10 protein-coding genes are annotated in these 7,412 nt (G+C 53.3%); 2 read left to right on the top strand and 8 right to left on the bottom strand.

Features of this window, described 5'->3' with window-relative positions; genetic code table 11:
• Positions 1-187, top strand: a 187-nt coding sequence (locus M0974_RS08825; RefSeq protein ID WP_297835423.1) for a transporter, incomplete at its 5' end; no start/stop codon positions are given.
• Positions 188-420: 233 nt separating this feature from the next.
• Here M0974_RS08825 and M0974_RS08830 read toward each other — a convergent pair.
• From M0974_RS08830 to M0974_RS08855, 6 genes are all read right to left on the bottom strand, one after another.
• The gene (locus M0974_RS08830) at positions 421-1,074 is read right to left on the bottom strand and encodes an AraC family transcriptional regulator (RefSeq protein WP_297835424.1); all 654 of its coding nucleotides are present in this window, start codon (positions 1,072-1,074) and stop codon (positions 421-423) included.
• A gap of 246 nt (positions 1,075-1,320) precedes the next feature.
• Positions 1,321-1,956, bottom strand: coding sequence for a YbhB/YbcL family Raf kinase inhibitor-like protein (locus tag M0974_RS08835; protein WP_297835426.1), 636 nt, complete (start codon positions 1,954-1,956; stop codon positions 1,321-1,323).
• Positions 1,957-2,136: 180 nt separating this feature from the next.
• Complete coding sequence (locus M0974_RS08840) at positions 2,137-2,415, bottom strand: ArsR family transcriptional regulator (protein WP_297835437.1); 279 nt, start codon at positions 2,413-2,415, stop codon at positions 2,137-2,139.
• Between the two features lie 148 nt (positions 2,416-2,563).
• The gene (locus M0974_RS08845; protein WP_297835428.1) at positions 2,564-3,370 is read right to left on the bottom strand and encodes a TIM barrel protein; all 807 of its coding nucleotides are present in this window, start codon (positions 3,368-3,370) and stop codon (positions 2,564-2,566) included.
• Between the two features lie 16 nt (positions 3,371-3,386).
• Positions 3,387-4,187 (bottom strand): TIM barrel protein, encoded by an 801-nt coding sequence (locus M0974_RS08850; protein ID WP_297835429.1) that lies wholly within the window; start codon positions 4,185-4,187, stop codon positions 3,387-3,389.
• 5 nt (positions 4,188-4,192) lie between these two features.
• Entirely contained in the window at positions 4,193-5,200 is a 1,008-nt protein-coding gene (locus M0974_RS08855; RefSeq protein ID WP_297835431.1) for an LLM class oxidoreductase, read from the bottom strand.
• Between the two features lie 157 nt (positions 5,201-5,357).
• On the opposite strand from M0974_RS08855, the gene M0974_RS08860 reads away from it, so the two are divergent.
• Positions 5,358-6,239: a LysR family transcriptional regulator gene (locus tag M0974_RS08860; RefSeq protein WP_297835433.1), complete on the top strand. Its 882-nt coding sequence runs from the start codon at positions 5,358-5,360 to the stop codon at positions 6,237-6,239.
• A gap of 136 nt (positions 6,240-6,375) precedes the next feature.
• Here the strand turns inward: M0974_RS08860 and M0974_RS08865 are convergent, their stop codons facing one another.
• Positions 6,376-6,774 carry a DoxX family protein gene (locus M0974_RS08865; RefSeq protein ID WP_297835435.1) on the bottom strand — a complete coding sequence of 133 codons (399 nt, stop codon included), beginning with the start codon at positions 6,772-6,774 and terminating at the stop codon, positions 6,376-6,378.
• 32 nt (positions 6,775-6,806) lie between these two features.
• Positions 6,807-7,412, bottom strand: a 606-nt coding sequence (locus tag M0974_RS08870; RefSeq protein ID WP_297835436.1) for an alpha/beta fold hydrolase, incomplete at its 5' end; no start/stop codon positions are given.

Below are 7,412 nucleotides of genomic sequence, written 5' to 3' on the forward strand. Positions count from 1 at the left end.
CACTGATGATCGACAGAACGGTGACACTGTAGAGGACAGCAAGGGACGTGCTTTTGCAATTGGACCTGCGATCAAATACAGCAGTTCGTCGGGCTGGTTCGTCACAGCCAAATGGCAAAAGGAAAGTGATGTTCGCAACCGTCCTGAAGGTGAGGCGTATTGGATAAAACTTACTCTACCGCTCTAAATCAGGGGGGTGGTGAATAGGCGCTGGTCGTGCAGAGCGTTGCGAGTATGGCGCCTATTTGATTCATGGCTGGCAGCAATGCGTCAGCGATCTTCGACGCTTTGTCGGTCGGTTGCACACCTGAGCCTGATGTGCACCCTGGACAAAAGCGAGTCCGATACCGCCCAGTCCGAATACAGCGACGGTGTATTCGTAAACTCTTCCTACCGTGCGTCGAGTGACGCTGCCGGGGTTTATCGGACGGTAGAAGGCAAATACCCGAAACGTTGTTGAAAGCGCTCCGAGAAGCGCGCACGTGATTTATATCCACATGCCTGGGCTATCAGTGTGATGCTCCAGCCTGTGGTCTGAACCAGCATCAGGGCGTGGTGCATTCTCACGTCGATGAGCAATTCCTCAAAACGTACCCGCTCCTGCGTCAAGCGCCGACGTAGTGTCGCCTCACTCATGGCCAGTTCACGACCCATTTCACCGGCAGTCCACGGGTGATCTGGAGCCTCGCCGATCAACACGCGTACGCGTCCTGCGGTGCCAGGTGGTTCGATTTTGCGATAGGAATAACCTCGCTCTGCCAACCCGGCAATCAGGTCCAGCAGTCGGTATTTGAGGCGTTCCTCGCTTATATCAGGTGCCGCAATGCTTGCGTATATAAGTCGTAGGGTTGATTCGAGCTCATGATCCAACGGCGCCTGTTGGAATATCGGAGTGCTGTTACCTTTGGGCTCTGAAGGCCTGCTGCGCTGGAATAGCGTTAACAGGTCAGGGGAAAAGGTCAGGAAAATAGAGCGAAACAGTTGCTCTGGTCCGGTCGGAGTTTTCAGCAGGTTTGCACTGGTGCCTGGCTCAACCAGCAGCAATGGAGTGCTGGTATTTATTGAGATCGTCATGTTTTCAGTACTTAGATCCATCCGACCCGACGCGACTAATAGTAATGTTGCCTCCTGAAAGAAGAACCAAGGCGTACGTTGTGCGCGTTGCAATGAGGGCTGCGCAAGGCTGCACAGACCGCGCCTTTGCACGGGCGCGCAAGATGGCAGCCGCCAGGGCACAAGGCTATCCGGCGACTCTAGAGAAGCGGTCACATGGTGCTGCTCTAGAGTGACAGTGTTCATACCATTTCCAGACTGAAGTGCTTAGTGATTAAAGACTTTCGGGTTCAGACTATACAAACCGGTCAGGTTTGCTTGGCCTAGAACCACGGAGCTGGTAAGCGCCAGACGGACATTTGCCCCTGTGAGGTCTGCCTCTACTGTCAGTTTTGGGACCGAGATCGCGTAAACCGTAAACACATATCGGTGAATCAGCGCATCGTTCCATGGTGGGCACGGGCCGTCGTAACCGAAGTACGTGCCTTGCATTTGCTCATCGCCAGCGAACCAACTGGTGTAGTCGTTGATACCGTGCCGCCAGCCCTCAGGCGTAGTTGGGCCGGGCTTGCCGTGTGGTTTTACCGCATTCGATTGTGAACCTGCAGAAATTTCAGAAACGCTGCTCGGGATATCTAGCAGAATCCAATGGAAAAAATCCACACGAGGCAGCGAGGCGGATACCTCTCGACCTTCTTGGTTCACGTCGTCGCCTTGGCTTGGCACGTCTGGATCATGGCAGATGACAACAAACGATCGGGTACCTTCGGGTACGTCGCTCCACGCGAGATGAGGGTTTAGGTTCGATGACAGCTTTATGTGGGAGCTGGAATCTGGAATCGCGAAAGCAAATTCGCCAGGGATCTTTTCACCGTCAATGAAACTTTGGCTTTTCAGCTGCATGTACATTTCTCACTGTATTGGTTGAGGTAGGCAGGCCCGGTCCATAGTAGGGAAATGTCATTGAGTGGGTGTTTGCAAACCCAATCAAATTCTCATCCTATCCAATCTTTTTGATTGCTATTGGATTGTTTGGCAGAACAGGCCCTGCTGCGAATCGTCGAATAGTGTCAGCCCCTGACGCTAGATATGTATCTTAAGGATGGCACTGAAATTTCGGATTGCAGCTTCATTTCGGGTAAGGAAATGCACACTGCCTGATTTTTTCAGATTGACCAACCCGGCCTCTTTTAACAGTGCCAGATGCCCCGAAACCGTCGACTGGGCCAGGCCGCATCGCAGCGTTATCTGACCGACACAAACCCCTAGCTCCTGACCGTACTCCTGATCTGGAAAATAGAGATGAGGCTCTTTGAGCCATTCCAGAATATTACGTCTGACGGAATGAGCAATTGCCCGCATTGATGCATCGAAACCTCTCTGCTTCAGAGGCGAGTCCGCATTTATATCCAATGACATAGGCGTGAACTCTTTCATCATGAGGTCAAGGACAGAAAGCGCTGCCATGGATACTCCTGCTAGCAGGTTTGATAGGGGAGGTGGCGACCCACTATTTCAGTGGAAAATCAGCCCAGTTCGGATGCGTTTCCAGGCGTCGGTCAATATCGCGCAGCGTCACAAGGCATCGCTCCAGCTTGAGATAAATATCACCGCCATAATCCCAACCGAGCACGCCGATACTGCCGGTATAACCGACTCGGTTTAACGCCGCGACTAGTGCGAAATTATCCATCTCCCCTCGATCGACTGGTTCCATAGTCGCTACGCCGCCCCAGCCCAACTGCGACATTGCACTGCCGGACGTGACAACCTGCATGAGCCAAGGACTCATGGCCTGAAGGCACTCTTCAAGCTTTCCTTCTTGGCTGGCGTACCAGTGATAACCATTGAAGGAGGCACCCAGGCGCGAGTGGTTGAAGTACTCGCACATTTGCACGACCTGGGTGGTGGTCTGCGTGACATGGTGGAGGTGCGGGTACAAAGCGATTCGCAATCCGCGACGCTCGGTAATGGGGAGCAAAGATTCGATGAAGCGTAGGATCGCGTCGCGACCATTGACGGAGGTCTGTACCGCCAATTCAATGAGTTCTATGCCCTCAACGGTCTCCACGATACGCTTCACCATGGCGTCGTTGCGGCCCTCGTGCAGTACCACGTAAAGTGCTTCAACTTTCAAACCGTGGATTTCGTTGACGCTCGGCAATAGCGTCAGATCGGTCAGCGGCGTGCCCCCCCAAGCAGCGACAGTGATCCCGTCATAGCCAAGTTCTGCCAGCATTTCGCACTGTGTCTGGAATGCGTAGACGCCCATCGACGAGTAGAAGAAGGAGTCCAGCGCATGGATAGGATGAGCCATAAATTAACTCCAACGCCTAGTAGGTCGACTCGTCCAGAACAGCCCATTCAGGGTGGGCCGCCAGTCTTTGCTCCATAGAGCGGAATGCGGTTATCGAACGACGCAAATTGCCGAAGACGTCGCCGCCCATACTTTCCCATCCGAGAACGCCCACGCGACCGTCGAAACCGCGACGCTGCAGGGCGCCCAAAAGGACAAAATTGTCCATCTCGCCCTCATCAAGAGTCTCGATAGTTGCCAGTCCGCCCCATCCCAGCGGCGAGAGTCTGGTGCCCGCAATGTTGACGTTGCTAAGCCAAGGCCACACAGCGTCCAAACGTGCCTCCAACGCTTTTTCCTGATTGGCGTACCAGTGATAACCGTTGAAAACAATGTTCAGTAGCGGATGGTTGAACTCTTCGCACAACGCGACTGCTTGCGACGTGGTTTGCATTCCGTACCTAGCATGAGGATACAAACAGATGCTCAGACCACGGCGTTCGCAGATAGGCAGCAGACGCTCAAGTATTCTTCTGTCCAGGTCTGTCACTTCATCGCCTGAATGCAGAGCCAATTCGATGGTTGAGCAGCCCTCAATGGATTCGAAGATGTTGGTGACGAACGACTCCAGTCCTTGGCGGTAGATCAAATAAATCGCGCCAACATTTAGGCCCCATTTGGGCTTGATCGACGGGATCGATTTAAGGTCTTTGCTCCATGCTGACATCGTAAGACCTTGATAGCCGTGCTCTGCAAGCATCTCGCATTGCGCTGCCAGTGGATACGTGCCAAGAGAGGTCTGAAAAATGAAATCCATATGGTGAAGATCGAGTTTCATTGTTGTTACTCCACATCTGGCTGGTGGACGGGGGATATCCGACTTGGAAAATGAGGCAGGACATACTCACCCAGCTCCTCGATCACCTCTAATGCATCCCGGCGCTGAGGTTTGAAATGCAAGGCAACGTGGCCCACACCGAGATCTTGCTGACGCTTCCAAAGCTCAATCAGTGCATTACGCCCAGCGCGGAGAACTCGGCCCGGTTGTACTGGCTGGTTTGGATTACGATCCAACTCAAACAAGGTGCCGTAACCGTAGGGTTTGTAGCCATTCACTCCGCAGGCGGTGCGCCAGCGCTCAATCACCTGTGCGAGGAGAGCGGGATTTGAGATGTAGGAAAGAATGCCGTCAGTGTTTTCCCCAATCCATTCAAGCGACTGGCCTGACTGGCCAATGACAATGGTCGGTATGCGCGCGCCTACGGGTTTAGGGATTAGGTCGATGGTTCCGTTCAGTTCGCCATAGAACTGTGTCGAGTGTTTCGCCCAACGCTGTTCCGTCGCCGCGCGAATAAGCGCGAGAGCGTCACGAAAACGAGCTGCCCGAGTGTCGAAATCAATTCCGAAGGCGGGGTATTCGATGGGACGATCTCCGGTTGCCAACCCAAGGATAAATCGCCCACCGAGTAGTTGATCAATACTTACCGCTTGTTTGGCCACGATCAACGGATCACGTAAAGGAAGCACAATACCTGCAGTACCGATGGTGATCTGATGGGTGATGCCCGCAAGAAAACCGGCATAGACCATAGGGTCAAGGATTTGCCCGACGTCACCGAAGTTCGGGTCGTAGAAAGGCACGTCGCGCAGCCAAATGGCGGAAAAATCGGCTTCATCCACTTTTCGCGCCAATGCCGCATGGTTTTCCATGGTTGGAGCAGGGCCGTCGGGATAACTTTCCAAAGGGGCAATAAAGCCAAAGGTTAAATGACCGGGCTGGAATACACGCGAATAGCCACGGTGTTGCTTGAGTTCTGGGGAAAGTTCGGAATCGAGGGGTGTCAATGTCATTCAAAAGAGTCTCGTGTAGATGGATGGCATCAGAACGTCATCCAGGCTTAACGGCATAAGTCTTAATGCCGAAGACTATAAGCTGAATTTTTGAAATGAAAAATAGGCTAAAATTCCAATCATTCAGGAATTAAAAGATCAAATTGGAGGCGCGAGCATGGACCACTTTGGGGCGTTGAGTGCATTTGTTCGCACAGCGGAAACGCGCAGTTTTACCGAGGCCGGTCGCCGGGTTGGTGTGTCTTCATCAGCGGTGGGCAAAGCTGTGGCGCGACTGGAGGCGGACCTCGGCGTCCGGCTCTTCCACCGGTCAACACGGGCGATAACTCTGACCGCAGAAGGCGAGTTATTCCTTGAGCGCTGTAACCGGATATTTTCCGAATTCGAGGTTGCCAAGCGCGAGCTCACCCAAGCTGCAGGAAAGCCACAAGGAAAGCTGAGACTTGGTTTGCCACAACTGGGCATGAGACTCATGCCTCATCTAATTGCCTTCCAGCAAGCGTTTCCCGAGGTTGAACTGGAACTTGAATTCAGCGACAGGCTGGTCAATGTGATTGAAGAGGGTTTTGATGCCGTGATGCGTATTGGCGATGTCGAGGATTCACGCTTGGTCATGCGCAAACTTAATGGCTACAGCCATCGTTTGGTAGCTTCACCGCATTACCTCTCGACACGTGGTGTCCCGACTCGCCCATCGGACCTCTGCACTCACTCATGCCTGCGCTATAGATATCCCACCAGCGGCAAACTTGATCCCTGGCCATTGGTTTCGAGAGGGCGTCAGGTCAGCGTCGATCTTCCTCATTCAGCCACAGCCAATGCGATTGAACCCTTGCTTGCGATGGCTCAGGCGGGGCAGGGAATTGCATGTCTCCCTGACTTCTTTGTTGAGGATTTAGTTGCTGAAGGGAAATTGGTGCCGGTTCTGGAACGGTACGTGCGTGACCATAGAACGTTCAGCATTCTTTGGCCGTCGAGCCGACAGCCGCTGCCGAAGATAAAGGCTTTCGTAGAATTTATGACTGCTCGCCTGGCTTAGTTATCTTACTGGTCGATGAACCATTGTCGGCGATAGCGACGTTTCGATTCTGCTAAAAAACGTATACGCGATTTAGTAAACACTAAAGCCCTTGATTATTGATCAAGGGCTTCAGTGTCTACCAGGGCCGCAGTAATTACGCTTTGGATGGCTTGGCAGCAAAAGCTCCGTCACCCAGCAGCGCCACAACCAGCGCAGTCACTGCCAGATAAATCGGATATTCCCAACCACCGTTGGCGTTGGTGAAGCTCCAGCCATTGCCGAAGTGCACGGTAGCAGCAACGAAGAGCTGAACCACTGCGAGTGCGGCAATCCAACGCGTACAAACACCCAGTACCAGCATCAAACCACCGATCACTTCGAAGGCCATGACAGGGTAGGCCAAGAAGCCCGGGAAACCGATGGACTCAAAAAACCCGACGGTGCCCGCAGGAGTAAATACCAATACTTTGGTAAGGCCGTGAGCGACGAACATGATGCCAAGTGCCAGGCGCATAACGAAAGCCGCGTAGGGAGCGGTGCGTGAATCAATCATGTCAGTGTTCCTTTGTATTCGGTAAGAAAGCGTTAGTTAGAAAGTGACAGTGTTTGGCGCAGCCATTGCGAGAAGTCTGCTAGTTCTTCAGGAACTACCTCGTGACCCATATCGTAGAAATGGGTCTGATGAGCAACGCCAACTCTCTCTAGCCACGCATCGGCTTCCCTTGCCCAATCGATCGGCAGCACATTGTCGTAACGCCCGTGAGCGATAAATGCCGACACTGTTTTAAGGCGATCCTGAGAAGCTATGCGCGGCTCAATTTCCCTCAACATCCGCCCACTCAGTAGTGCAAAACCGGCGACCAGTTCTGGCTCTGTTACACCCACGCTGGAACTCATGATGCCGCCCTGGCTGAAACCGGCAATAACGGTTGGCAGCGGAGGAAGTGCTTCAATGAATCGGAGCAAAAGTTGGCGGCTGGATTCCGCTTGTTCCTGGTTGAACGACGGTCCATTGCTGGTGAAGTTGACCTGGTACCACGCGAAGCCTTGGGGCCCAATCTGTAATGGGCCACGGAGCAACAGAATCTCAATTCCTGCGGGCAGCGAGGCTGCCAGACTGGCCATGTTGGCTTCGTTCGATCCCACCCCATGAAGCAGCAACAAACGAGCCTTGGGGTTGGCGGTGCTACC

Origin of the sequence: Pseudomonas sp. (genome assembly GCF_026224925.1) — a bacterium.
Classification (GTDB): domain Bacteria; phylum Pseudomonadota; class Gammaproteobacteria; order Pseudomonadales; family Pseudomonadaceae; genus Aquipseudomonas.